Origin of the sequence: Mycolicibacterium austroafricanum (assembly GCF_902705885.1) — a bacterium.
Classification (GTDB): Bacteria; Actinomycetota; Actinomycetes; order Mycobacteriales; family Mycobacteriaceae; genus Mycobacterium; species Mycobacterium vanbaalenii_A.
Map to the genome: position 1 here is coordinate 1 of NZ_CACSIP010000038.1, position 22,079 is coordinate 22,079.

Genomic DNA, 22,079 nt, shown 5'->3' on the forward strand with positions numbered 1-22,079 from the left:
GGGTGGGGGCGGTGCATCGGTCCGGTGTTCGGTCCAGGCGTTGCCGTCCCAGTACCGCTGCCCACCCGACCCGTCCGGATCGGAGTACCAGCCAGGCGGCGTTTGCGGCGTGGTCATCGCGGGCGTCCTCCCGTCACGCACCGGCCGGTGCCGAGCATCGGGAGGATATCGCAGCACCAGGATGTCGGCCGGGTTTCATAAAAGCCCGGGGAGGGCAGCGACGGGTCAGCCGCCCATCAGCATGCGCCACTGATCCAGATTGCTCGCCCGGTAGACGTAGTTGGTGCTTCGGACCTCGGAGAGCTGTGCGCTCGGCTCCGCGGAGTACCAGTGCCCGGGGAAGACGGTGGGATCGCCGGGCAGCTGCGCGAGCGCCTGCAGGCTGCGGAACATCTCGTCGGCGTCGCCGCCGGGGAAGTCGGTGCGGCCGCAGCCCTCCAGGAACAGCGTGTCGCCGGCGACGAGCCGGCCGNCGAGCAGGAAACACTGGCTGCCGGGGGTGTGGCCCGGCGTGTGCAGCAGCTCGATGTCGATGTCGCCGACGCTGACCTTGTCGCCGTGCTGGTGTGACGTCAGCTCGCTCAGCGCGATCCCGGTGATCCGCGAGACCCACTCCGCTTCGTGCGCGTTGACGTGGACCGGGACGCTGACGCGTTCCAGCAGCTCAGCGAGTCCCTTGAACTCAAAACCCATCATCGACCCCCCGACGTGGTCGGGGTGGTGATGGGTGACCAGCACGCCCGACAGGTGCATACCGTCCGACTCCAGCGCGTCCACCAGTTCCTGCGCGGCGTAGGCGGGATCCACCACCACGGTGTCGCCGGTCTGCCGGTCGCCGATCAGGTAGGCGAAGTTGCGCATCTGCTGGGCGATCATGTCTTCGGCCGCGAAATCGCGGCCCGACAGCAGTTGCCTGAAATAGAGGCGGTCCGAGTCAGCCATGACGACCAGCGTATGCACCCGGCGGCGTCGGTCCGGCGCTCAGGGGCGTCTGCGCGCCCAGGCTACGTCGTGGGCGGGGGATGACCAGCGGTTTGGCGTGGCAAACGGTGAGAATGTACCCTCTTTAAGGCCCATCGCTCGGCGGTGAGCTTCAGTAACCAAGCAAGGCAGCAATGCCCCCTTAGCTCAGTCGGTAGAGCGTTTCCATGGTAAGGAAAAGGTCAACGGTTCGATTCCGTTAGGGGGCTCGGTGGACAGCGGGCGAGCGAAGCGACGGGAGACAAGCTCCCAGCGGTGCGCCGATTCCGTGCCCATCGGGGCGGTGTAGCTCAGCTGGTTAGAGCGCACGACTCATAATCGTGAGGTCGGGGGATCGAGCCCCCCCACCGCTACACGCAGTACGAGATCGACCGAGTTTTGAGAAAGAGGCACCTGACGTGGCGTCCAGTACAGACGTACGGCCGAAGATCACTTTGGCGTGCGAGGTGTGCAAGCACCGCAACTACATCACGAAGAAGAACCGTCGCAACGATCCCGATCGACTCGAGATCAAGAAGTTCTGCCCGAACTGCGGCAAGCACCAGGCCCACAAAGAGTCGCGCTGAGCGGGACCACCGGGCCTCGCCGCCGTCGATTCACGGTCGCTGAGCTCGACTAGGTAGGTTCATCTCGTGTCTTTCCTGGACGACTACGTCGGGTTGCATTTCCGCTTTCCCGACCATTACGTCGTCGGCCGCGAGAAGATCCGCGAGTACGCCGTGGCGGTCAAGAACGACGACCCCGCGTTTTTCGACGAGAAGGCCGCCGCAGAGCTCGGTTACGACGCGCTGCTCGCCCCGTTGACGTTCATCTCGGTGTTCGGGTACCAGGCGCAGTCGGCGATGTTCGCCGCCGCCAACATCGGCATCACCGACGCCCAGATCGTGCAGGTCGACCAGATACTCAAGTACCTCAAGCCGATCAAGGCCGGCGACAAGCTGTATTGCGACGTGTACATCGATTCGATCCGCAAAGCCCACGGCACCGACATCATCACCACCAAGAACATCATCAGCAACGCCGACGGCGACATCGTGCAGGAGAGTTACACCACCCTGGCGGGACGTAGCGAAGAAGACGGAAAGAGTGGCTTCAAAGATGGCACTGCGTGAGTTCAGTTCGGTCAAGGTCGGCGATCAGCTGCCCGAGAAGATCATCCCGTTGACCAGGGGCGACCTGGTCAACTATGCAGGAGTGTCCGGTGACCTCAACCCGATCCACTGGGATGACGAGATCGCCAAGCAGGTCGGCCTGGACACCGCCATCGCCCACGGCATGCTCACGATGGGCCTCGGCGGCGGCTATGTCACGTCATGGGTCGGTGACCCCGGCGCGGTCACCGAGTACAACGTGCGCTTCACGGCGGTGGTGCCGGTGCCCAACGACGGCACCGGTGCCGAGATCGTCTTCAACGGACGGGTGAAGTCCGCTGATCCCGAGACGAAGACGATCGTGATCGCGATCAGCGCGACATCCGGCGGCAAGAAGATCTTCGGCCGCGCGATCGCCAACGCCAAGCTGGCCTGAGCGGGTACCGACATGGCTCTGAAGACCGATATCCGGGGAATGGTCTGGAAATACCCCGACACCTACGTCGTCGGCCGTGAACAGGTCCGGCAGTACGCGAAAGCCGTCAAGGCCAACGACCCGGCATCCCATGACGAGGACGCGGCCGCCGCGCTCGGCCACGACGGAATCGTCGCGTCGCCGACCTTCATGTCGATCTTCGCGGTGATGATCCAGAACCACTTCTTCCAGAACGTCGACGTCGGCCTGGAAACGATGCAGATCGTGCAGGTCGACCAGAAGTTCCTGTTCCACCAGCCGATCAAGGCCGGCGACGAACTCACCGGGACGATGTACATCGAGACGGTGGACGAACGCTTCGGCGCCGACATCGTCACCACCCGCAACGTCGTCGCGCGGCCGGACGGCGAGGTCGTGATGGAGTCCTACACGACGCTGATGGGCCACGAAGGCGACAACTCGATCTCGGTGAAGTGGGATCCTGAGACCGGTCAGGTCGTGCGCAAGGCCGCCGGCGAGTAACGGACCAGCCGGGCAGAAACAGGCCTGGACCGGATTAGTAACTCAGACCGGGGGCACGCTACACTCGGTCCTCGGGGTTTTCCCAGTCCAGCGCGCTGTCCGTCGGCCTAGATCGACCGAACGGGGAGCGCGCGAATTGTGTGGGCCCCTGACCCGCTATGAAGGGGCGTAGCTCAACTGGCAGAGCAGCGGTCTCCAAAACCGCAGGTTGCAGGTTCAAGTCCTGTCGCCCCTGCAACTGAATAGTCGACAAGTGCACACTGGAAGGTGAGCACACGAGACCACACGAGCAGAAAAGGAAGCATGCGGTGAGCGACGAGCGCGAAGGTGCCGGCTCCGCAGACACCGGCGCCGAGCCTGACAGCGGGCATACGGCGGTCGTGACGCGGCCGCCGCGGCCCACCGGCAAGCGGTCGCGGCGCGGTGCGGTTACCGAATCCCAGGAAGCCGACTCCGACGAGGCTCCGGAGACGGACAGCTCGGGCGGCGGCGACGACGGTGGCAGCAAGGGTGGTGGCCCCAAGAAGACCGCCAGGAGGCCCAAGGACGGGCCGTCACGCAACCCCTTCGCCTTCGTCCTGAACTACCTGCAGGAAGTCATCGGCGAGCTGCGCAAGGTCATCTGGCCGAACCGCAAGCAGATGGTCACCTACACCACGGTCGTGCTGCTGTTCCTTGCGTTCATGGTGGCGCTGATCGGATTCACCGACTTGGGGCTGGCCAGGCTCGTGATGATGGTGTTCGGCTGACCCTGACGGGTCGGCGAGCACTGACAGTGAAATTGAGAGAGGACTACACGTGACTAGCTTCGACGGCGAAACGCCTTCGGGTGACACCGTCGACACCATCGAGGTCGACGAGGCCAACGTTGGGGCCGACGCCGAGCCCGATTCGGGGGCCGAGGGTGCCGGCGACGAGAGCGCGCCCGCCGACGCGGCTCCGGCCCCGGAGGAGGACGAGGACCCGGCCGTCGCCCTGAAGAAGGAGCTGCGCCTCAAGCCGGGTGAGTGGTATGTCATCCACTCCTACGCCGGCTACGAGAACAAGGTGAAGGCCAACCTCGAGACCCGCGTGCAGAACCTCGACGTCGGGGATTACATCTTCCAGGTGGAGGTGCCCACCGAAGAGGTCACCGAGATCAAGAACGGGCAGCGTAAGCAGGTCAACCGCAAGGTGCTGCCGGGCTACATCCTGGTCCGCATGGAACTCAACGACGAATCGTGGGGCGCGGTGCGCAACACCCCCGGTGTGACGGGCTTCGTCGGTGCCACCTCGCGGCCGTCGCCGCTGTCGCTCGACGACGTGGTGAAATTCCTGCTCCCGCCGGCAGCGGCGAAGAAGCCCGGAAAGGTCTCGTCGACCTCCGCGGCCGCCGCCGAGATCGGCGCAGACGAGCGTCCGGCCATCGAGGTCGACTTCGAGGTCGGCGAATCGGTCACCGTCATGGACGGTCCGTTCGCGACGTTGCCGGCATCGATCAGCGAGGTCAACGCCGAACAGCAGAAGCTCAAGGTGCTGGTGTCCATCTTCGGCCGCGAGACACCCGTCGAACTGACCTTCACCCAGGTCGCCAAGATCTAGTCGGGCCACAGCGCCCTTCTCCAGAACCCGAGAACAGAAAAGGAACACCACAGAGCATGGCCCCGAAGAAGAAGGTCACCGGGCTGATCAAGCTGCAGATCCAGGCCGGGCAGGCCAACCCCGCCCCGCCGGTAGGTCCTGCGCTCGGCCAGCACGGTGTCAACATCATGGAGTTCTGCAAGGCGTACAACGCCGCGACCGAGTCGCAGCGCGGCAACGTCATCCCCGTGGAGATCACCGTCTACGAGGACCGCAGCTTCACGTTCGCGTTGAAGACCCCGCCCGCCGCGAAGCTGCTGCTCAAGGCGGCCGGTGTGCAGAAGGGGTCCGGTGAGCCGCACAAGACCAAGGTCGCGAAGGTGACCTGGGATCAGGTGCGCGAGATCGCCGAGACCAAGAAGGAAGACCTCAACGCCAACGACATCGATCAGGCGGCCAAGATCATCGCCGGCACCGCCCGGTCGATGGGGATCACCGTCGAATAGTCGGTGATCTCCGTTGAGACTGCACTGAGGGCCACAAAGTCCGAGTGTGGACTGTCGTGAGCGCAGTCTCAACTCAATGATCCCGTGGGAGGGCCAGCTCCGGCCCGTCAACCACAACTTCTAACCAGGAGACAATGATGAGCAAGAACAGCAAGGCATTCCGCGAAGCGGAGGAGAAGGTCGACAAGGACCGGCTGTACACGCCGCTGGAGGCCGCGAAGCTGGCCAAAGAGACATCGTCGAAGAAGCAGGACGCCACCGTCGAGGTCGCGATCCGGCTCGGTGTCGATCCGCGTAAGGCCGACCAGATGGTGCGCGGCACCGTGAACCTTCCGCACGGCACCGGCAAGACCGCCCGCGTCGCGGTGTTTGCTGTCGGTGACAAGGCCGAGGCCGCCGAAGCCGCGGGTGCTGACATCGTCGGCAGCGACGACCTGATCGAGAAGATCCAGGGCGGGTTCCTGGACTTCGACGCCGCGATCGCGACGCCGGACCAGATGGCCAAGGTCGGACGGATCGCCCGTATCCTCGGCCCCCGCGGGCTGATGCCGAACCCGAAGACCGGCACCGTCACCCCCGATGTGGCCAAGGCCGTGTCGGACATCAAGGGCGGCAAGATCAACTTCCGCGTCGACAAGCAGGCCAACCTGCACTTCGTGATCGGCAAGGCCTCGTTCGACGAGAAGTCGCTGGTCGAGAACTACGGCGCGGCGCTCGACGAGATCCTGCGTGCCAAGCCGTCGTCGTCGAAGGGGCGCTACCTGAAGAAGGTCGTCGTCTCGACCACCACCGGACCGGGCATCCCGGTGGACCCGGCGGTGACCCGGAATTTCGCGGAGGCGTAGGCGCCAGCCGGAGCCAGGCAATAGAGAAACCCCGCACCCACGGTGCGGGGTTTCTCTTTGCTGCGGTTGTCGGGAGTGCTTCTCGGTCGCCGCATATCTCCGGCCCCGCTGATCCCACCGCCCCCCACGAACAGTGGTTCAGCATCAGGTCAGAGGATCGACGCTCGTATCCCCCATCTGAACCCGATGCGTGGTGGCCGAGAAGCACCCCTGCAGCAACATAACATTTTGGGGGTCAGTTGGTGACGCCAACGATGATTATCGTCGGTGAAATTACTGCGTCGCCGGCTGTTGCTGCGGTTTCGTCGTCCGCCCGGTGTGGTCAATTCCGGTTGCCGGGTGCCTTCCCGCAGCCGAGTTGCTACCGATAGCAAACACTTTCCGAGCCGTCGCCAGTGTATTTCCTCGGCTGTCGCGTCGCGACGTCGTGATCCGGCAATCTGAGCTGCGGGGGCCGGAAGGGAACGTCAGGCGGCGAGGCCGGGCTTCAGGTAGGTGACGAGGCTGACGTCGATGCTCTCGTCGATGAAGTAATACTGGCAGCCGGTCAGGTACTTCATGTAGCGGTGGTAGTTCTCCTCGTCGGTGGCCGCGATCGCCTCGTCCTTGGCGGCCTCGAGTCGGCTCGCCCAGATGCCCAACGTCTTGATGTAGTGGTTACGCAGGGACATGGTCTCGGGCACCACGAAGCCGGCCTTCTCGCCGTGCTCGACCATCATCTGCGTGGTCGGCACCCGGCCGCCGGGGAAGATCTCGGTGATCATGAACTTGACGAATCGGGCCAACTCGAAGGTCAGCTTCTTGCCGCGCTCGGCGAGGTCGTACGGGTGATAGCCGACGCTGCTCTGGATCGTCATCCGGCCGTCCTCCGGCAGGATCTCGAAACACGTCTTGAAGAAGTCGTCCCAGCGGTCCTTGCCGAAGTGCTCGAACGCCTCGATCGACACGATCCGGTCGACGGGGCTGTGGAACTGCTCCCAACCCTCCAGTCGCACGTCGAAGGTGCGCTCGGAGTCGACCTTGCTCAGCAGTTGGTTGCAGTAGGCCTGCTGGTTCTTGCTCAGGGTCAGGCCGATGACGTTGACGTCGTATTTCTCCATGGCGCGCTGCATCGTCAGGCCCCAGCCGCAGCCGACCTCCAGCAACGTCATCCCGGGCTTGAGGTCCAACCGGTCGAGATGCTGGTCGACGTTGGCGACCTGCGCCTCCGACAGCGTCGCATTGGGGCCGGTGAAGAAGGCGCAGCTGTACTTACGGGTCGGATCCTGGAAGACGCCGAAGAAGTCGTCGGACAGGTCGTAGTGAGCCTGGATGTCCTCGAAGTGAGGCGTCATATCCTTGGTGCCGGTGGATTGATCAGACATGTTTTCCTTGCTCCGCTAGCCGACGATGTGGAGTGACCGTACCGAAAGCACGGCTCGACTTTCTGCAAACACGCGCTCTGAAGCGTCAACCCTAGCGTTCGGGCGGTGCGCCGATCCAATCCGTCCCGGGGCCGTACTACTTGGCGAGGGTGAACTGGTTGACGTCGATGTAGCCGACCCGGAACCCCTCGGCGCAACCGGTGAGGTAGTGCATGTACCGCTCGTAGACCTCTTCGGACTGCACGGCGATCGCCTCGTCCTTGTGGGCCTCCAGTGCCGCGGCCCACAGGTCCAGCGTGCGGGCATAGTGCGGTTGCAGCGACTGCGTGCGGGTCAGCTCGAAGCCAGGCTTGGCGGCGTGCTCGCCGACCAGCTCGATCGTCGGCAGGTATCCGCCCGGGAAGATCTCGGTGAGGATGAACTTGACGAACTTGGCCACCGAGATGGTCAGCGGCATACCGCGCTCGGTCATCTGCGGCAGTGTCAGCGCGGTGATGGTGTGCAGCAGCATCACACCGTCGTCGGGAAGCGCTCTGTAGGCCATCGCGAAGAAGTCGTCCCAGCGGTCCCGGCCGAAGTGTTCGAACGCCCCGATCGAGACGATGCGGTCGACGGGCTGGTCGAACTGCTCCCAGCCCTGCAACAGCACCTGCTTGGAGCGGGTGTTACCCATCTCGTCCGACGCGGCGAAGACGTTCTCTACGTGCGCCTTCTGGTTCTCGCTCAGGGTCAGGCCGATCACGTTGACGTCATAGCGCTCGACGGCCCGCATCATGGTGGAGCCCCAGCCACAGCCGATGTCGAGCAGCGTCATCCCCGGCTGGAGGCCGAGCTTGCCCAGCGCCAGGTCGACTTTCGCCAGCTGGGCCTCTTCGAGGGTCATGTCATCGCGTTCGAAGTATGCGCAGCTGTAGGTCTGAGACGGGTCCAGGAACAACCTGAAGAATTCGTCGGACAGGTCGTAGTGGGCCTGGACGTCTTCGAAGTGTGGTTTCAGTTTGCGCTTGGAGGAGGCCATGGGCGGTTGGTCTTCCTTGGGCACTGCCCGAAGAGGGTCTTCTGAAACGGCGGTCATGTGCCCGATGGGAATGCTACGTGCTTTCTGAGCTGTGCGAATTGACGTGAAGGTCACACGGCTTGCGCGAACGTGGTCGTCAATTCATTGAGGATGTCGTCCCACAGCGGCTCCGGCAGCTCGTGTCCCATGCCGTCGAAGAGCACCAGTCGCGCGCCCGGGATCGCCCGGGCGACCGCGCGACCGCCGGAGGGCCGCATCAGCTTGTCGGCCTTGCCGTGGATGACGACGGCCGGCGCGGTGGTCTGCTTGTTGTACTTGCGGAGGCTGCCACTGCCGGTGATCGCATTGAACTGCCGCGCGATGCCGTAGGGATTGAACGCGCGGTCGTAGAACGCCATGGCGTCGGCGCGCAGCATCTCCACCGGCTTCGGATAGTCGGGGCTGCCGATGATGCGGCTGACCCGGACCGAGTTCTCGATGATCACCTCACGCGGCGAGTCGGGCGCCGGCCCGGTGACGACGGCGAGCAGATGCCGCGGCCCCGGAGGCGGGAGCAGCGCCTGGTTGTTCGACGAGAAGATCACGCCGAGGGTCTTGGTGCGCTCGGCGTGCCGCGCCGCGACGATCTGCGCGATCATCCCGCCCATCGATGCGCCGACCACATGCGCGCGGTCGATGTCGAGGTGGTCGAGCAGCGCCGCCGCGTCGTCGGCCATGTCCTCGAGCGTGTAGACCGCCGGGCTGCGGCTGCCGAGCACTGATCGGGCCATGTTGCCGATCTGCGAACCCCTGGTGCGCTGTCCCTCGAAATAGGTCGACAGTCCGACGTCGCGGTTGTCGTATCGGATCACCCGCAGGCCCCGGTCGACGAGCTTGCGGCAGAAGTCGTCATGCCAGAACAGCAGCTGCGCACCGAGGCCCATGATCAGCAGGACGGCTGGGTCGCCGGGAGCGCCCATGTCCTCGTAGTGGATCTTCACATCACCCGACGGCGCCTTGCCTTCTCGAATCTCCACCTTGACGTCAGACCTCCAGGTCTTCAGTCGGCTCCTCGCGCAAGCGCTCGTCTTCAGGAGGCTCCTCGCGCAAGCGCTCGTCTTCAGGAGGCTCCTCGCGCAAGCGCTCGTCGGCGTTGTTGTGCTCGCGGCTGATCTCGACCATGAAGTTGGCGAAGTAGCCGGTGAGCTGCGGGTCGCTCATCATCTGCCAGCGCGGCGCCAGCAGTTTCATGTAGCGCTCGACATAGAGGAACTGCTTGCCGATCAGGACCAACTCGCGGGGCAGTTTGACGTCATAGGCCTCGGCCAACGTGGAGAGCTGCTTGCCGATCTCGGCGTAGCTCAGGTCGCCCAGCGACGTCATCGTCAGCGGCGTGGCGAACTTCTCCAGGTCCTTGGCGGCCTGCGCCTCGGGTTTGACGGTGCCCACCGCGCCCATCATCACGACGATCTTGCCTGCGGTCGCGTGATCTTTCTTGACCAGCAGTGCGTGTACCAGTTCGCGCAGCAGCCAGCGGGTGCGCGGGTCGATGCGGCCCATGATGCCGAAGTCGAAGAACACGATCTTGCCGTCGTCGTCGACGTACAGGTTGCCCGCGTGCAGGTCGCCGTGGAACAGGCCGTGGCGCAGCCCGCCCTCGAACAGGCTGAACAGCAGCGCCTTGACCAGTTCGGTGCCGTCGAAGCCCTTCTTCCGGATCGCGGCGACGTCGTCGATCCGCACGCCGGTGACCCGCTCCATCGTCAGCACCCGCTCGCTGGTCAGATCCCAGTACACCTGCGGGACACGGATGTTCTTACCCAGCGGGGAGGCGTGCATGTGCGCGACCCACGCGTCCATCGACTGGGCCTCCAGCCGGAAGTCGAGCTCCTCGGCCAGGTTGTCGGCGAAGTCGGCGACCACGTCCTGGGCCGACAGGCGCTGGCCCAGCTTCGCGAACTCGACCAGGCGGGCGCCCCGCTTGAGGATCTGCAGGTCGGCGGCCACTCGGCGACGGATGCCGGGCCGCTGGATCTTGACCACGACCTCCTCGCCGCTGTGCAGGGTCGCGTAGTGCACCTGGGCGATGGAAGCCGAAGCGAAGGGCTTCTCGTCGAAGGACTTGAACAGGTTCGCCGGCTCGTCGCCGAGGTCCTCGCGGAACAGTTTGTGGATGGCGTCGGAGTCCGCGGCGGGCACGCGGTCGAGCAGGCTGCGGAACTCGCGGCTCAGCGGCTCGCCGAAGGCGCCCGGGCTGGACGCGATGATCTGGCCGAACTTGACGTAGGTGGGTCCCAGGTCGGCGAAGGCCTGGGGGATCTGCTGGACGATCTTCTGCTGCAGCGAGCCTCGTCCGGCGAGCTTGCCGACGACGCGGGCCCCGGTACGCGTCACCTGCCATCCCGTCACCCCGACGCGCGCCGCCTCGACTGGCAAGGGCACCCGGTCAAGCTTGGCGACCTCGCGGTGCTGTGTCTGCTTGGTCATTCGCGTGGTGCTCATGGGTTGCAGTGTCTCAAAATCTGCTGGTCAGTGAAAAAAGCTGTGCACCAGGTCACAGTCCGGCCGCCCGCCGGAACGGTATTCCAGTAGGTCCTCACTCGACTTTCGGCGACCGGAACACAGTTCCGGCGTCTCCGGAGGGGCGTCGCGGGCTCGCGGGGGTCAGGCGAAGGCATCCTCGAGCTCGGCGCGGGTCCGCACCGGATCACTGCCCGGCCGATGAGTCGGCAGCGTGTGCGGAGCGAGGTCCGGATCGATGCCGTTGGCTACCCGGGCTCTGGCCTGCTCGAACTCCGGCACCGGACCGGAGGCGACGGCGATTCCGTTGATGATCGACCACACCAGCGCGCGCCGGGCGGTCTGCTCGATGACGTTGGGGTCGCGGTGCTGGATCAGGCCCTTGGCCCACGGAGGCATGGTGTCGCGGATGGCCCAGTTGAGCGCGCTCTGTGGCAACGGCAGGTTCGGCCCGGTCGCCATGGCGGTGCCGTAGGTGACGGCCAACCTGGGCAAATAGGACTCCAGGCAGTCCAGGGTCTGTTGTTTGGTGCTCGGCAGGTCGGTTCCGCCGAGGGCGTGCCCGACACGGACGAACTCGCCGTAGTAGCGGTCGATGTCCTTGCCTCGCAACGGTTGTGGGTGATACAGCTGGTGTGCGGTCGCGATGCCCCACACCACCGTTGCATAGTTCCAGCGCAGCCACTCGGGGTCGTCGGCGTCGTAGCGCGCACCGTCTGGTCGTGTCCCCTTGACGGTGTGGTGCATCGACCGGACCGCCGTCGCGAGGCGTTCGGCAGTGGGCGTCGACCCGTAGGCGGTGCCGATGAAGAACGCCACCGAGTGCCCCAGTCGTACCGCGGCGCCCTTCGGGTCGATCTGGGGCATCGCGGCATCCCTGGTGTCTTTCTTGACCAGTCTCGAGTGGTGCACTCCCATCCAGTAGATCGACGGGTCGAGACGCTCAATGTAGGCAGCGCACTGCAGACCGAACACCAGCGAGTGCATGTGGGAGTGGACATGCCACACCGCGCTGCCGGGTCCGAACCAGCCGGGGTCGCCGAGTGGGCCGGCGAACTCCATGCCGCGGAAGAAGTGCCGACGCACGTCATGGTCGAACCGCTTGTTCAGTTCCTGTCCGACGATCTGATGCGGCATGAACATCGGTACCTCCAATAATGGTCACGGCTGTAGCCAGAATAGCGTTTGGATACGGTTGTGACCAGAACGGCGGCCAGCAATCTAGGCTGTAGCCGTGTCCAGCCCTGGGGCCAATTCGTCGGCCAATTCGGCGGCCAACCCGACCAGGTGGGCTGGCGTCCCGCTGACCGACCGCCGGGCAGAACGCCGGGCACTGCTGGTCGACGCGGCGCTGCGGCTGTTCGGTGACGGTGGCGAGGCCGCGCTGTCGGTGCGTTCGGTGTCCCGCGAATGCGGGCTCAACACCCGCTACTTCTACGAGAGCTTCGCCGACACCGATGACCTTTTGGGCGCGGTGTATGACCGGGTCAGCTCCGAGCTCGCGGTGGCGGTTGAAGACGCGATGGCCAAGGCCGGCGACAGCTTGCGAGCCCGTACCCGTGCCGGTATCGCCGCGGTGCTGCACTTCAGCTCGGCCGACCCTCGACGCGGCCGGGTGCTGTTCACCGACGCTCGGGCCAACCGGGTGTTGGCGGCGCGACGGGCAGCGACGCAGGATCTGCTGCGCGAAGGTGTGCTCACCGAGGGCTGGCGGCTACAACCCGACACCGACCCCGTCGTCGCGATGGTAGGGGCAGCGATGTACACCGGTGCGATGGCGGAGCTCGCCCAGCAGTGGCTGGCCGGGCATCTCGGCGACGACCTCGACACGGTCGTGGACTACGCACTGCAATTCGTCCTGCGCTAGTCCCCGCCGGAACGGTATTCCAGCAGGGCGTCTCTCGATTTTTCGCACCTGGAATACCGTTCCGGCGAGGAGTGGACCGTCGGGTTTCTGCCAGCGATCGTGCAATTCCTGCCACCGGAATTAATACCCTGACCTGCTGGTTTAAGCCACCAGAACCACAAGAAGGCACCACCGAGAAGTCGAAACCGCGTGATTCGCTCCACGGCTCCGACCCGACACAAAGGGAAGAGCAGAACAATGAAGAACACCACCGCCACCACCGCCATCACCGCGATCACCGCCGCCGGATTCGCTGCCGCCTTCCTCGGGTTGGCCGGCTCCGCCGCCGCCGGACCCTGGCCCCCGAAGGCCGCGCCCTCCGGCAACAGCGCCGCGGACACCATCAGCTCGCTGGAAGCCGACGGCAATCGCGTGATCGTCAATCGTCAGGGATCTACCGCACTCGACAACGCCGAGGTCGTCTCGGTCCGCCAGGGCCAGCCGATCCGGGAGTACGTCTGGGACGCCCAGGGCGACCGCAAGGTCCTCGAGACCACCGGCAACGTCTACCTCGTCGACGTCAAGTGAGCACACCGAGCACCAAGGGGCGCCCCGCCTGGGGCGCCCCTTCTTGCGTCTACGCGCCGGCCGGCGTCCACGGCTTGAGCCAGTCGGTTTCCGGCCATCCCTCGACAGCGCCCAGGAGTTCGTAAAGCGTTGCGCCGTCGATGGACTCGCGGATGATGTCGCCATGGCCGGCGTGCCGTGCCAGCTCCTCGATCATGTGGAAGATCACCCAGCGCACCGACCAGGCGGACACGTCCTTGGGGAACCACGGCACATCCTGCGGGATCGGCACCGCCGCGCCCAGGTCGGCGGTCTCGATCAACCGGATCGTCTCGGCGTTCTGTTTGTCGAATTCCTCGAGGATGCCGGCCAGCGTCTCGTCCTCACGCGCGACGAACTCGTCTCCGTATTCCGCGGCCTGCTCGGCCATCGGCCGCTGGTCGCTCGCGGCGAGCTCCGGGGCCGCCGCAACCCGCTCCATCCAGCCGCGCTGGCATTTCGTGACGTGCTTGATCAGCCCGCCGATGGACAGCGCGCTGACCGAGGGCGCCGATCGGGCCTGCTCGTCGGTGAGCCCGAACACGATCGCGTGGAAGGCGTACTGCTGCGCGGCGACGTACTCCTTGAGGCCGGCACGCTCATCGGCGATGGGAGGGGGCATGGCGGGCATCGGTCACTTCTCCTTGTGGGTGTGGGTGTGGGTGTGGGTGTAGAGATCACGGAGCAGCGAGATCTCAGCTCCGTGGTGGATCACTTCGCGGTTGATGTGGAGCACGAGTGTGGTCATCGGTTCGTCGGCGTATGGCCCTTCGGCCGGTCCGCACGGCATGGCGAGGGCGGCGTCATCGAGGCCGCGAACCCCGGACATCCAGCGGGCGTACTCGTCGTCCCACTGCCGCAGCGCCGTCGCGGCATCGGTGGCGTACTGCCACGACGAATAGTCGGCGGGGGGTCCACCGAAATGGGAATGGCTGCGCACGGCGAACACGCCGACGATGACGTGGGCCATTCGCCAGGCGATCGTCGTGAGGGGTTCGGGCTGCGGAGGTGGATAGTCGAAGTCGATACCGCCGTCACGATGAACCGTCCACCCCGGCACCGGCTGCCAGAAGTATTCGTCGTCGGTCAGGCCCGCGAGGCGCGGTCGTAGTTGTTGGGTCCAGTGGAAATCCAGCTGGTCGGCCAACTGCGTGGCCAGGCTTGTCGAACTCATGGCGCTAGCTTCGCACCATCCTAGGACAGGAACGGTCCTAAAAGACCGGCCGGTTGGAACGCGGTCAGGCGGGTAGGGCTCAGGGATGACGCGAACACGGTCACCGAGCCCGTTGCCCGGGCTGCTCCTCGGGCTTGGCTTCGGAGGCTTCATCGACGGCATCGTCCTGCACGAAATCCTTCAGTGGCACCACATGATCAGCGGCTCCGAGCCGACCGACACTGTGGCCGGTCTCGAACTCAATGTGCTGGCGGACGGGTTCTTCCACGTCGGCACCTGGCTGCTGGTGATGGCCGGATCGATCCTGACCGTGACCGAATGGCGCCGGGGACGGCTGGCGCCGAACTGGTCCTTCCACCTCGGCCTGCTGCTGGCCGGTTGGGGGGTGTTCAACCTGGTCGAAGGGTTGATCAACCACCAACTGCTCGGGATCCACCACGTCCGCGACGACCTGGGTGCGCCCCTGTCGTGGGACATCGGGTTTCTGATCTCCGGGGTCGTTCTGCTCGGCGGTGGGTGGCTGCTGCACCGACGCGGCGCCCGGTCTCTGCAGGACCAGCTGGATCAGCGGACCGAAACTGTCCGCAGTATCTGACAAGCTGACGCTGTGCCCGCTGCTGCGTCCGCCCCGGCCACCACCACCGGCCGGGTGCTGCAACTGCTCGGCCTGCTGCAATCCCGCCGGGTGTGGAGCGGCGAGGAACTGGCGGAGCGGCTCGAGGTGACAACCCGCAGCGTGCGACGGGACGTTGAACGGCTGCGGGAACTCGGCTACCCGGTGCACGCCAGCACCGGACCCGGCGGGGGTTACCAACTCGGTGCCGGCGCCGCTCTCCCGCCCCTGTTGCTCGACCCCGACGAGGCGGTCGCGATGGCGGTGTGCCTGCGGGTCGCCGCGGGTGGCAGCGTCGCGGGCATCGGGGAGTCGGCGCTGCGAGCCCTGAGCAAGCTCGACCAGGTGATGCCTGCGCGGATGCGTTCGCAGGTGTCCGCCGTGCACGACGCGACGGTGACGCTGGGTGCGGCCACCGACACCCCCGTCGACCCCGATGTGTTGATGACCCTGGCCCGGGCCAGCCGAGACCACGAGCATGTCGCCGCCGGGTACGTCGACCTCCGCGGCCGTGCCACCCAGCGCCGGCTGGAGCCCTACCAGTTGGTGACCACCGGCCGGCGCTGGTATCTGCTGTGCTACGACCGCGACCGCACCGACTGGCGGAGCCTGCGCCTGGACCGGATGGCCGACGTCAGGGCCAAGGGCAGCACCTTCGTTCCCCGCGACGCCCCGGACGCGGCCTCCTACGTGCGCCGGGCGATCTCCTCGGCCCCGTACCCGTATATCGCGCGGGTCCGCTATCTGGCACCTCAACACGTTGTGGCGCAGACATTTTCGGCGGCATCGGTGGAAATCGAGGCCGATGGCCCCGACGCCTGTATCGTCACGACCGGAGCCGACGACCCCGAACGCATGGTGCCGTGGCTGGCCCTACCGGGTTGCGACTTCGAGGTTCTGGGGCCGCCCGAGGTCGTCGCGGCGGTTCGTGTGGTGGCCGAACGGATCGCGCGCGCCGTCCGGTAGCCACCAGAGGTTCGCGTGCGCAAACCCGCGCACGCGCGGACTCGAGATCGGGGAATGCTCATCGAGGTGCTCGCGGCGGAGTCGACGGAGTTGTTCACCGGGGCCCCTGACCAACCGTTGCAGCTTGTTCGGGTGACCCACCGCGGCGGCTCGGCTCCGACGCCGGTGCGTGTCGAAGGACCGGGGTTGCAGACCGTCGGCGACGCCGTCGCTGAACCGGACGGCGCGCCGGTCGAGGTCGCGGTCCACGTCACCGATCCGGTGGTCGGGCAGCGGCGGCCGGCGCGCGCCGTCGCCGGCGACGGTGCCGTCGACTTCCACTTCACCACCGCCGAGCCCGGGTGGACGATGTTCATGGTCAGCCACTTCCACTACGACCCGGTGTGGTGGAACACCCAGGCGGCCTACACCAGTGTGTGGACCGAGGATCCGCCGGGCCGTAGCCGGCAGACCAACGGGTTCGAACTGGTCCGTGCCCACCTCGAGATGGCGCGGCGGGAACCGGAGTACAAGTTCGTGCTCGCCGAGGTCGACTACCTCAAACCGTTCTGGGACACCCATCCCGAGGAGCGCGCGGACCTGCGCCGTCTGATCGCCGAGGGCCGCGTCGAGATCATGGGCGGAACCTACAACGAGCCCAACACGAACCTCACCAGTCCCGAGACCGCCATCCGGAATTTTGTGCACGGCATCGGTTTTCAGCGTGACGTGATGGGTGCCGACCCGGCGACGGCGTGGCAGCTGGACGTGTTCGGACACGACCCGCAGTTCCCGGGCATGGCTGCCGACGCGGGTCTGACGTCGAGTTCGTGGGCCCGCGGACCACATCACCAGTGGGGGCCGATGGCATCCGAGAACGGACGTGACGGCGACCCCGAGCGCATGCAGTTCGCCAGCGAATTCGAATGGATGGCGCCGTCGGGGCGCGGTCTGCTCACCCATTACATGCCGGCGCACTACGCCGCGGGGTGGTGGATGGACTCGGCGGCGTCGCTGCAGGAGGCCGAAGCCGCCACCTACGACCTGTTCACCAAGATGAAGAAGGTCGCGCTGACCCGCAACGTGCTGCTGCCCGTCGGCACCGACTACACCCCACCCAACAAATGGGTCACCGATATCCACCGCGACTGGAACTCCCGCTACACCTGGCCGCGTTTCGTGTGCGCGCTGCCGCGCGAGTTCTTCAGTGCGGTTCGCGACGAGCTCGCGGCGCGCGGGAAGACACCGTCGCCGCAGACCCGCGACATGAATCCGATCTACACCGGCAAAGACGTGTCCTACATCGACACCAAGCAGGCCAACCGCGCCGCCGAGAACGCCGTGCTGCAGGCCGAGCGCTTCGCGGTGTTCGCCGGATTGCTGAGCGGCGCCACCTATCCCGAGGCCGCCCTGGCCAAAGCCTGGGTGCAATTGGCCTACGGTGCGCACCACGACGCCATCACCGGCTCGGAATCCGACCAGGTCTACCTCGACCTGCTCACCGGGTGGCGCGATGCGTGGCAGCTGGGAAGTGACGCGAGGGACCGGGCGCTGGCGTTACTGTCCACCGCCGTCGACGGTTCGGTCGTGGTGTGGAATCCGTTGGCGCACAGTCGCACCGATATCATCACCCTCCGTCTGGACGAGCCCTTCGACGGTCATGTCGTCGACGATGGCGGCAACGAGGTTCCAGTGCTGGCCGAGCACGGCGGGCATTCGCTCACCTGGTTGGCCCACGATGTCCCGTCGCTGGGCTGGCGTTCCTACAAATTGGTGGCCGGCCGACCCGCCCACGAATGGGAGCCGCTGGAAGGCCACGAGATCGCCAACGATCACTACTATCTTCGGGTCGACGGGGCCCGCGGCGGAGCGGTGAGCTCGCTGGTCGCCGGAGGCCGTGAACTGATCGCCGACGGCCGACTCGGCAACGAACTCGCCGTCTACGACGAATACCCCGCACACCCCACCGCCGGCGAAGGGCCCTGGCACCTGCTGCCCAGGGGGCCGGTCACCACATCGACCCAGGCGAAGGCACTTTCGGTGCAAGGCTTTCGAAGCCGGCTGGGGGAGAGGCTGATCGTCACCGGCGAGATACCCGGGCTGTTGCGCTACACGCAGACCCTGACCCTGTGGCATGGCGTCGATCGACTCGACTGCCGCACCACGATCGACGACTTCAGCGGCGCGGATCGTCTGCTGCGGTTGCGATGGCCGTGCCCCGTTCCGGGGGCGATGCCGGTCAGTGAGGTCGGGAACGCCGTGATCGGGCGTGGTTTCGGGCTGCTGCACGCACCGGGATCCACCGAATCGGTGGACACCGCGGTCTTCCCCTACACGCTGGACAACCCGGCGTACGGCTGGTTCGGTCTGTCGTCTGCGGTTCGGGTGCGTTTCCGGGGTGGCGACGTGCGTGCCGTCTCGGTCGCCGAGGTGGTCACCCCGACACATACCGACGCGGCGACCGACGCTGCGATCCGCCGCCTGATGACAGCGCTGGCCCGGGCTGGAGTCACCGCCACGTGCACCGCCGCCGAGTCGCCCCGGTACGGCGACCTCGCCGTCGACTCGAACCTGCCCGACGTGCGGATCGCAATCGGTGCTCCCGACGACAATGCCTTCACCGCAACGGTTCTCGGTGCCTCTACCGGACCTTCACCGGCCTGGATGCCAGCTGTCAAGCCGCTTCGTGACGTCTGGGTGCCCGGCGCCGACCTGAGAGCGCCCGACGCGCTCCCCGTCCTCGTGGTCGGGGCGTGCGGGGATGCCGTCGCGGCGGTGGCGGCGCTGGTCGACGACCTCGACGACGCCGAGATCGTCGTCGACCAGGACGTGCGGGGTGGTGTGGGGTTCGAATCGCACACCGTCGCGGTGCTCAATCGCGGGGTGCCCGGCTTCGCCGTCGACACCGACGGAACCCTGCACGCGTCGCTGCTGCGGTCCTGCACGGGGTGGCCGTCGGGCACCTGGATCGACCCGCCGCGACGCACCACGCCCGACGGATCCACCTTCCAGCAGCAGCACTGGACGCACACTTTCGACTATGCCGTCGTATCCGGCGCCGGTGATTGGCGCGACATCGACATGCCTTCGCGCAGCGCCGAATTCGGTCAGCCGCTGCAGGCCGCCGTCGCCCATCACGACCCGACCTTCGGCGGCCTGCCGGCGTGGGGGTCGCTACTCGAGGTGGAGCCGGCACGCGCCGTGAGCATCGGTGCGCTCAAGCCTCTGGGCAACCCGACAGCCGGTGGCAGTGCCCGCCACGCCGACCCGGCAGAGGGCATCGTGGTTCGCCTCGTCGAGACGATGGGCCGCAGCGTCGAGGTCACCGTGCAGTCGGGGCTGCGCAGCATCGCGTCCCCGCGACGCCTCGATCTGATCGAGCAGCCCCGTGAGGGCCAGTCCGATGAAGTCAGGCTGCACGGCTACGAGATCGCCACGCTGCGAACACAACTCAATCTGCCGCGGGTCCTGAGCGCCGATCAGGTGAACCTGGCGCCCGACGCCGAGCCGGCCCAGCCGCTCTACGCCCGATACTGGTTGCACAACCGGGGGCCCGCGCCCCTCGGCGGGCTGCCGGCGGTCGCGCATCTGCATCCGCACCGGCTCGACATCGAATCCGACCGGGTCACGCTCAGGCTCACCGCGGCCAGCGACGCGACCGACACCGCGCTGCACGGAAGAGTGCGCCTGGTTCCCCCGCCGGGCTGGCAGGCCGGGATCGCCGAGCTGCCCTTCGTCCTGCCACCCGGTGAGTATCTGGAGTCGACGGTCGAAGTGAGCGTGCCGGACGGTGCGGCGCCCGGCCTGTACCCGGTGCGCGCCGAGCTGGCCGCGACCGGGGCAGCCATCCCCGCGTCGTGGCACCAGACGGTCGAGGACGTCTGCGTGTTGTCGGTGGGACGCCACGACGACCGGGTGCTGCGCCTGGTCTCCGAACCCCGCGGTGTCGACGTCGCAGCGGGCGACACCGCTGAACTGTCGGTCACCGTCGGCACCGATGCGTACGCCGATCTCGCAGTGGAAGCGCACCTGATATCACCCTGGGGAACCTGGGATTGGCTCAATCCCAACATCACCGGAGGCGTGCTGCCGGCGCGGGGCACGGTCGAGCTGGTGTTCGACGTCGCGCCCCCGGCGTGGACGGAGCCGGGCCGGTGGTGGGCGTTGATCCGGGTCGCATGCGCGGGGGAGCTCGTCTACACACCTGCAGTCCCGGTGGTGGTGCGGTGAACGGCGCCGCCGTCGCGGCCACGGTGGGAGCCGAGGTCGTGACCGTCGCCGACGTGGACGCCAGAGAACGCGCGCTGCGCGCCGGCGGGGCGGCGCACGCGCTTCCGAGGTCGGGGACGGGCGAAGCGCGGCAGTTGCGTCGGTGGATCACCCAGGTCCTCGTCGCCGAACAGGTCGTTGCGGCCGAAGCCAGAGCGCTCGGTGCATCGAGTGGGCCGGTGCCGACCGAACGCGACCTGCTCCCCGACGAGGTGGCCCGACTGGAGATCGGCAGTGTGGCCGCGGCCACGCTCTCCGGGCCTCTGGGATGCGCGGTTTTCGCCTGCGTCACCGCCGCCGTCCGGGTCGACGAGGCTGACGTGCGGGACTACCACCGCCGCAATCCCGTCCGCTTCGCGGGGGACGCGGCGCCGCGAAGCGGATGGCGGAGCCGGCCCGTCGCCGCCGATTTCGACGATGTCCGGCCCGTCATCGCCGCCCACCTGGTGGCGGCAGCCCGGCGCCGGGAGTACCGCCGGTGGTTGGACGCGCGATGTGCCGACGTCGCGGTGCTCGCGCAGGGCTATGAACACCCTGGCGACCCCCGCCAGCCCGACAACACCCACCAGCACTGATGACCGACCGAATCCTGGCACTCGACGTGGGCGGCACCAAGATCGCCGCGGGTCTGGTCGACGCCGACGGCACCCTGGTGCGCAGCAGGCAGCGACCCACGCCCAACGGCGGGGCCGAGGTGATCTGGTCGGTCGCCGAGTCGCTGCTCGTCGAGATGCGGGCCGAGGCCGACGGATCGGTGACGGCCGTCGGCGTCGGCTCGGCAGGGCCGGTCGACACCCCGGGCGGGACGGTCAGCCCGATCAACATCACCGGGTGGCGGCGGTTCCCGATCGTCGAGCGTGTCGCGGAGCTCACCGGCCTGCCGGTTCGCCTCGGCGGTGACGGGCTGTGCATGGCTCTGGGGGAGTCGTGGTGCGGGGCCGGACGCGGCGCGGACTTCATGCTCGGGATGGTCGTGTCGACCGGCATCGGAGGTGGGCTGGTGCTCGGCGGCGCACCCTATCTCGGGCGCTCCGGCAACGCCGGTCACGTGGGGCACGTCGTCGTCGAACCCGACGGTGCGCCGTGTACGTGTGGCGGCCGCGGCTGCGTGGAAACGGTTGCGTCGGGCCCACATCTGGTGTCGTGGGCCCGGGCACACGGCTGGCAGGCGCCCGCCGACGGCGATGCCAAAGCGCTGGCGGCGGCTGCCGCGGGCGGAGAACCCGTCGCCATCCAGGCGTTCCGTCGCGGTGCCCGGGCCCTTGCGGTGACGATCGCGTCGGTGGCCGCCGTCTGCGACCTGGACCTCGTCGTCGTCGGGGGCGGCGTGGCCAAGGCCGGCCCGCTGCTGTTCGACCCGCTCACCGAAGCGCTGGGTACGTACGCGGGGCTGGACTTCATCCGTGGGCTGCGGGTGCTGCCCGCCGCCCTCGGCGGGGACGCCGGCCTGATCGGCGCGGCGGCATTGGTGCGCGACGGGGTGCGTTAGACCCGCGCGCTCGCCGGCCGCGAGCGCGCGCGCACTGCCGGCAATTGCGGCGCGGTGGCGTGCAGACCCGCGCGTTCGCGGGGCAGGGTGGTCCGCGTTTTGGCTGATCGGGTTGGGGCGCGGTACTCTGGCCCGGTTCCACCGAAGACCGTCGGTCACCGATGAGCAAGTTCTCGAAAAATCGGTTGAAGGTTCGGATTATCCGAACGGCCCACGTAGGAGGACGAGGTAAGCCTGTGCGCGCCCCGACCTGTCTGCGTCGGGGCGTTCGTCTTTTCCGGCCCTGCCCCCGGCGGTTGCACACACCAACGAGGA

The 22,079-nt window shown here is 66.9% G+C and carries 24 protein-coding genes and 3 tRNA genes; 18 read left to right on the forward strand and 9 right to left on the reverse strand.

Annotation, left to right across the window (positions count from 1 at the left end):
* Both BEMPMBAN_RS23160 and BEMPMBAN_RS23165 read right to left on the reverse strand, forming a co-directional pair.
* A partial coding sequence (locus tag BEMPMBAN_RS23160; RefSeq protein ID WP_159233613.1) for a DUF2510 domain-containing protein occupies positions 1-117 on the reverse strand: 117 nt, incomplete at its 3' end.
* 108 nt (positions 118-225) lie between these two features.
* Complete coding sequence (locus tag BEMPMBAN_RS23165; protein WP_159233614.1) at positions 226-942, reverse strand: MBL fold metallo-hydrolase; 717 nt, start codon at positions 940-942, stop codon at positions 226-228.
* Positions 943-1,117: 175 nt separating this feature from the next.
* Here BEMPMBAN_RS23165 and BEMPMBAN_RS23170 point away from each other — a divergent pair.
* The 11 genes from BEMPMBAN_RS23170 to rplA all read left to right on the forward strand — a co-directional run bounded on the left by BEMPMBAN_RS23170 (position 1,118) and on the right by rplA (position 5,941).
* A tRNA-Thr gene (locus BEMPMBAN_RS23170) sits at positions 1,118-1,190 on the forward strand.
* Between the two features lie 70 nt (positions 1,191-1,260).
* Positions 1,261-1,334: transfer RNA gene (locus BEMPMBAN_RS23175), tRNA-Met, on the forward strand.
* A 45-nt stretch (positions 1,335-1,379) separates the two neighbouring features.
* Positions 1,380-1,547 (forward strand): 50S ribosomal protein L33, encoded by a 168-nt coding sequence (rpmG, locus tag BEMPMBAN_RS23180; RefSeq protein WP_003929651.1) that lies wholly within the window; start codon positions 1,380-1,382, stop codon positions 1,545-1,547.
* Positions 1,548-1,613: 66 nt separating this feature from the next.
* Positions 1,614-2,093: a (3R)-hydroxyacyl-ACP dehydratase subunit HadA gene (gene hadA / locus BEMPMBAN_RS23185; protein ID WP_159233615.1), complete on the forward strand. Its 480-nt coding sequence runs from the start codon at positions 1,614-1,616 to the stop codon at positions 2,091-2,093.
* A complete protein-coding gene (hadB, locus tag BEMPMBAN_RS23190) occupies positions 2,080-2,508 on the forward strand; it encodes a (3R)-hydroxyacyl-ACP dehydratase subunit HadB (RefSeq protein WP_159233616.1) in 429 nt (142 codons plus the stop codon). Before hadA ends, hadB begins: the two co-directional genes overlap by 14 nt.
* Positions 2,509-2,520: 12 nt before the next feature.
* Positions 2,521-3,030 carry a (3R)-hydroxyacyl-ACP dehydratase subunit HadC gene (gene hadC / locus BEMPMBAN_RS23195; RefSeq protein ID WP_159233617.1) on the forward strand — a complete coding sequence of 170 codons (510 nt, stop codon included), beginning with the start codon at positions 2,521-2,523 and terminating at the stop codon, positions 3,028-3,030.
* A gap of 162 nt (positions 3,031-3,192) precedes the next feature.
* A tRNA-Trp gene (locus tag BEMPMBAN_RS23200) sits at positions 3,193-3,265 on the forward strand.
* Positions 3,266-3,338: 73 nt separating this feature from the next.
* Positions 3,339-3,779: a preprotein translocase subunit SecE gene (gene secE / locus BEMPMBAN_RS23205; protein WP_159233618.1), complete on the forward strand. Its 441-nt coding sequence runs from the start codon at positions 3,339-3,341 to the stop codon at positions 3,777-3,779.
* Positions 3,780-3,828: 49 nt separating this feature from the next.
* Positions 3,829-4,611 carry a transcription termination/antitermination protein NusG gene (gene nusG, locus BEMPMBAN_RS23210; protein ID WP_159233619.1) on the forward strand — a complete coding sequence of 261 codons (783 nt, stop codon included), beginning with the start codon at positions 3,829-3,831 and terminating at the stop codon, positions 4,609-4,611.
* Between the two features lie 56 nt (positions 4,612-4,667).
* The gene (gene rplK, locus BEMPMBAN_RS23215) at positions 4,668-5,096 is read left to right on the forward strand and encodes a 50S ribosomal protein L11 (protein WP_159233620.1); all 429 of its coding nucleotides are present in this window, start codon (positions 4,668-4,670) and stop codon (positions 5,094-5,096) included.
* A 137-nt stretch (positions 5,097-5,233) separates the two neighbouring features.
* Positions 5,234-5,941 (forward strand): 50S ribosomal protein L1, encoded by a 708-nt coding sequence (gene rplA / locus BEMPMBAN_RS23220; protein ID WP_159233621.1) that lies wholly within the window; start codon positions 5,234-5,236, stop codon positions 5,939-5,941.
* Between the two features lie 467 nt (positions 5,942-6,408).
* Here the strand turns inward: rplA and BEMPMBAN_RS23225 are convergent, their stop codons facing one another.
* The 5 genes from BEMPMBAN_RS23225 to BEMPMBAN_RS23245 all read right to left on the reverse strand — a co-directional run bounded on the left by BEMPMBAN_RS23225 (position 6,409) and on the right by BEMPMBAN_RS23245 (position 11,965).
* Positions 6,409-7,305 (reverse strand): cyclopropane mycolic acid synthase family methyltransferase, encoded by an 897-nt coding sequence (locus tag BEMPMBAN_RS23225; protein ID WP_159233622.1) that lies wholly within the window; start codon positions 7,303-7,305, stop codon positions 6,409-6,411.
* Positions 7,306-7,441: 136 nt separating this feature from the next.
* On the reverse strand, positions 7,442-8,323 hold the full coding sequence (locus BEMPMBAN_RS23230; RefSeq protein WP_159233654.1) for a cyclopropane mycolic acid synthase family methyltransferase: 882 nt from the start codon (positions 8,321-8,323) through the stop codon (positions 7,442-7,444).
* Positions 8,324-8,433: 110 nt separating this feature from the next.
* The gene (locus BEMPMBAN_RS23235; RefSeq protein WP_159233623.1) at positions 8,434-9,339 is read right to left on the reverse strand and encodes an alpha/beta fold hydrolase; all 906 of its coding nucleotides are present in this window, start codon (positions 9,337-9,339) and stop codon (positions 8,434-8,436) included.
* Between the two features lie 7 nt (positions 9,340-9,346).
* Positions 9,347-10,804 (reverse strand): ABC1 kinase family protein, encoded by a 1,458-nt coding sequence (locus tag BEMPMBAN_RS23240; protein ID WP_234897662.1) that lies wholly within the window; start codon positions 10,802-10,804, stop codon positions 9,347-9,349.
* Positions 10,805-10,966: 162 nt separating this feature from the next.
* On the reverse strand, positions 10,967-11,965 hold the full coding sequence (locus BEMPMBAN_RS23245) for an oxygenase MpaB family protein (protein WP_159233624.1): 999 nt from the start codon (positions 11,963-11,965) through the stop codon (positions 10,967-10,969).
* Positions 11,966-12,056: 91 nt separating this feature from the next.
* Here BEMPMBAN_RS23245 and BEMPMBAN_RS23250 point away from each other — a divergent pair, with 91 nt between their 5' ends.
* Both BEMPMBAN_RS23250 and BEMPMBAN_RS23255 read left to right on the forward strand, forming a co-directional pair.
* A complete protein-coding gene (locus tag BEMPMBAN_RS23250) occupies positions 12,057-12,689 on the forward strand; it encodes a TetR/AcrR family transcriptional regulator (RefSeq protein ID WP_159233625.1) in 633 nt (210 codons plus the stop codon).
* 237 nt (positions 12,690-12,926) lie between these two features.
* On the forward strand, positions 12,927-13,256 hold the full coding sequence (locus tag BEMPMBAN_RS23255; protein ID WP_159233626.1) for a hypothetical protein: 330 nt from the start codon (positions 12,927-12,929) through the stop codon (positions 13,254-13,256).
* 49 nt (positions 13,257-13,305) lie between these two features.
* On the opposite strand, the gene BEMPMBAN_RS23260 is transcribed toward BEMPMBAN_RS23255, so the two are convergent.
* Both BEMPMBAN_RS23260 and BEMPMBAN_RS23265 read right to left on the reverse strand, forming a co-directional pair.
* Complete coding sequence (locus BEMPMBAN_RS23260; RefSeq protein WP_159233627.1) at positions 13,306-13,905, reverse strand: DinB family protein; 600 nt, start codon at positions 13,903-13,905, stop codon at positions 13,306-13,308.
* 3 nt (positions 13,906-13,908) lie between these two features.
* Positions 13,909-14,448 carry a DinB family protein gene (locus BEMPMBAN_RS23265; protein WP_159233628.1) on the reverse strand — a complete coding sequence of 180 codons (540 nt, stop codon included), beginning with the start codon at positions 14,446-14,448 and terminating at the stop codon, positions 13,909-13,911.
* An 85-nt stretch (positions 14,449-14,533) separates the two neighbouring features.
* Between BEMPMBAN_RS23265 and BEMPMBAN_RS23270 the strand changes: the two genes are divergently transcribed.
* Genes BEMPMBAN_RS23270 through BEMPMBAN_RS23290 form a run of 5 tightly spaced genes read left to right on the forward strand, consistent with a single transcriptional unit; the run spans position 14,534 to position 21,764 of the window.
* Positions 14,534-15,043 carry a DUF2243 domain-containing protein gene (locus BEMPMBAN_RS23270; protein ID WP_159233629.1) on the forward strand — a complete coding sequence of 170 codons (510 nt, stop codon included), beginning with the start codon at positions 14,534-14,536 and terminating at the stop codon, positions 15,041-15,043.
* 12 nt (positions 15,044-15,055) lie between these two features.
* A complete protein-coding gene (locus BEMPMBAN_RS23275) occupies positions 15,056-16,027 on the forward strand; it encodes a helix-turn-helix transcriptional regulator (RefSeq protein WP_159233630.1) in 972 nt (323 codons plus the stop codon).
* A 54-nt stretch (positions 16,028-16,081) separates the two neighbouring features.
* Positions 16,082-20,236 carry a glycoside hydrolase family 38 N-terminal domain-containing protein gene (locus BEMPMBAN_RS23280; protein WP_425295005.1) on the forward strand — a complete coding sequence of 1,385 codons (4,155 nt, stop codon included), beginning with the start codon at positions 16,082-16,084 and terminating at the stop codon, positions 20,234-20,236.
* Positions 20,185-20,850, forward strand: coding sequence for a DUF7158 domain-containing protein (locus tag BEMPMBAN_RS23285; RefSeq protein WP_425295006.1), 666 nt, complete (start codon positions 20,185-20,187; stop codon positions 20,848-20,850). Before BEMPMBAN_RS23280 ends, BEMPMBAN_RS23285 begins: the two co-directional genes overlap by 52 nt.
* Positions 20,850-21,764, forward strand: coding sequence for an ROK family protein (locus tag BEMPMBAN_RS23290; protein WP_159233632.1), 915 nt, complete (start codon positions 20,850-20,852; stop codon positions 21,762-21,764). Before BEMPMBAN_RS23285 ends, BEMPMBAN_RS23290 begins: the two co-directional genes overlap by 1 nt.
* The last annotated feature ends 315 nt before the right edge of the window (positions 21,765-22,079 follow it).